The following is a 2386-nucleotide window of genomic DNA, read 5'->3' on the forward strand; positions in this document are numbered from 1 at the left end:
TCTCTAGCGCCGATGGTAGTTGGGACCTTGTCCCTGTGAGAGTAGGACGTCGCCAAGCAACTTTAAGACGAGTCAGAATGACTCGTCTTTTTTGTATTTTGTAACTTCTTTTCAAAGCTAATTACATATTTATATAAGTTTTATTCGATTTCTTTCGTGATTTTTGATATGTAATTTAAGATTTTCTATTTTATTTCTTAAAGATAAGATTGACTGGTGTGTTAAAATAGTACAGTTGTTTTTTGATGTACTTTAATATAAGAAGATTTAAGTTAGAAAAGGAGATAATATGAAAAGGATAGGTATAATTACTATAGTAGTCTTAGTCCTTCTATTAATCGTGTATATGTTAGTTGGGAATTATTTTTATAACTACGCATTGAATGCGAAACAAGAAAAAGAATTTTTGCAAGATAATCCTCATTTAGTAGAAACGGTAAATGCATCGGGAGATGTATTGGCTACAAATGAAGAAAAGAATGCGAACTTCGTATCGAAGTATAAACCTAACACATTAACTATACGTTCTTTCGATAAATTGAATTTAAAAGGCTATGAATATATGAATGAATCATCTAGTCATAAATGGGCAATTGTGGTTCATGGATACAATGGTAGAGCATCAGAAATGACGAAGTATATTCGTAACTTTTATGAACAAGGCTATAATGTCATAGCACCAGACCTTCGTGGTCACGGAAATAGTGAAGGGGATTATGTTGGTATGGGCTGGCATGATCGTAAAGATGTTTTGATTTGGATTCAACAAATCTTAAAGAAAGATCCTAATGCTGAAATAGCTCTATTTGGTGTTTCAATGGGCGGGGCAACTGTAATGATGACTTCAGGAGAAGATTTACCTTCTAATGTTAAAGTTATTATTGAAGATTGTGGATACTCAACCGTTATTGATGAATTTACTTATCAGCTAAAAGATTTATTCCACTTGCCGAAGTTTCCTGTTATGAATGCGGCAAATACAGTTACAAAATTAAGAGCTGGATATGATTTAGAAGAAGCTTCAGCTGTAAAACAAGTAGCGAAAAGTAAAACACCTATGCTATTCATTCATGGGGATGCTGATACATTCGTTCCTTTTGAAATGTTAGATGAAGTATATAATGCTGCAAAAGTAGAAAAAGAGAAATTAATTGTTCCAGGTGCTGGGCATGGAGAAGCGGAGAAAGTAGATTCGAATAAATATTGGAATACCGTATGGAAGTTCGTAGGGAAGTATATTCCGGCATAATTAAAGTTGTTGCATTTATATAGACGATAATCAGAGGGATAATAGTTAATCCTTTTGATTATCGTTTTTTTGTTAATTAGGTAGTCTGCTATAAGTGTATTTTTGTATGTACTATATGAAGGAGATAGAGCAAAAACTTTTGAATTCCTTAATCTCAGTGCTACAATGATTGAAAACTAAATGTTAATGAGGTGTTTATATGAAAATTGAGGTTTGGTCGGATTTTGTATGCCCATTTTGCTATATTGGGAAACGTAGATTAGAGATGGCTTTAGAGCAATTTCCACATAAGAAGGATGTTGAAGTTGAGTTTAAAAGTTTTGAGTTGGATCCGAATACTCCCGTTTACTCTGGAACAAGTATTAATGAAGTGCTTGCATCAAAGTATGGAATTAGTATTGAAGAAGCTAAGCGTAATAACGTACAGCTAGGAAATCATGCAGCTAGTATGGGTTTGAGTTTTAATTTTGATGAGATGAAGCCGACGAATACGTTTGATGCGCATCGTCTTGCGAAGTTTGCAAAGAATCATGGAAAAGAAAAGGAGATTACGGAGAATCTACTTTTTGCATATTTCACTGAATCGAAAAATTTAAGTGATGTGGATACACTTGCTATTATCGCTGAAGCCTCAGGTTTAGATAAGCAAGAAGCTTTAAATGTTATTAATGATAAAAATGCGTACGCAAATGATGTTAGAATTGATGAAGCGATTGCTCAGCAATATCAAATTTCGGGAGTGCCTTATTTTATTATTAATCAAAAGTATGCTATTTCAGGTGCACAACCACTTGAAACTTTTGTTGGTGCACTTCAGCAAGTGTGGGAAGAAGAGAATCCTGCACCGAAGTTACAGGAACTTTCAGCAGATGGTGGAAGCGATCTTTCTTGTACTGATGGAAGTTGTTCGGTGCCGTCGAAAGAACAATAGTTTTTATGGTAGAAGAGCACCCCATAGATTGTTCTGTAGGGTGCTTGTATATAACTATAGAAGAAATACGTAAATGAAATCTATAAAATATAAAGTTTTTTTAAAAACGTATTGACGATTATACTTTAGAGGTGTAATATAGAACAAGTCGCCGATGACATTAACGTCGCAAGCGACAAACGAAATGAAAAACTTAGTTGACATTA

General features: G+C 34.0%; 2 protein-coding genes. Both read left to right on the plus strand.

The window, feature by feature from the left end; translation table 11 throughout:
* The first annotated feature begins 289 nt into the window (after window positions 1–289).
* Window positions 290–1249, plus strand: a complete 960-nt coding sequence (locus tag ATL10_RS30570) for an alpha/beta hydrolase (RefSeq protein ID WP_000821101.1) — start codon at window positions 290–292, stop codon at window positions 1247–1249.
* Window positions 1250–1448: 199 nt separating this feature from the next.
* The gene (locus ATL10_RS30575; RefSeq protein WP_000687923.1) at window positions 1449–2180 is read left to right on the plus strand and encodes a DsbA family oxidoreductase; all 732 of its coding nucleotides are present in this window, start codon (window positions 1449–1451) and stop codon (window positions 2178–2180) included.
* The last annotated feature ends 206 nt before the right edge of the window (window positions 2181–2386 follow it).

It is taken from the genome of Bacillus sp. 196mf (genome assembly GCF_003217275.1).
Taxonomy (GTDB): Bacteria; Bacillota; Bacilli; order Bacillales; family Bacillaceae_G; genus Bacillus_A; species Bacillus_A thuringiensis_S.

Bases quoted from the DNA above. Each gene is read 5' to 3' on its own strand.
- ATL10_RS30570 (WP_000821101.1), top strand. From the start codon at position 290: ATGAAAAGGATAGGTATAATTACTATAGTAGTCTTAGTCCTTCTATTA.
- ATL10_RS30575 (WP_000687923.1), top strand. From the start codon at position 1,449: ATGAAAATTGAGGTTTGGTCGGATTTTGTATGCCCATTTTGCTATATT.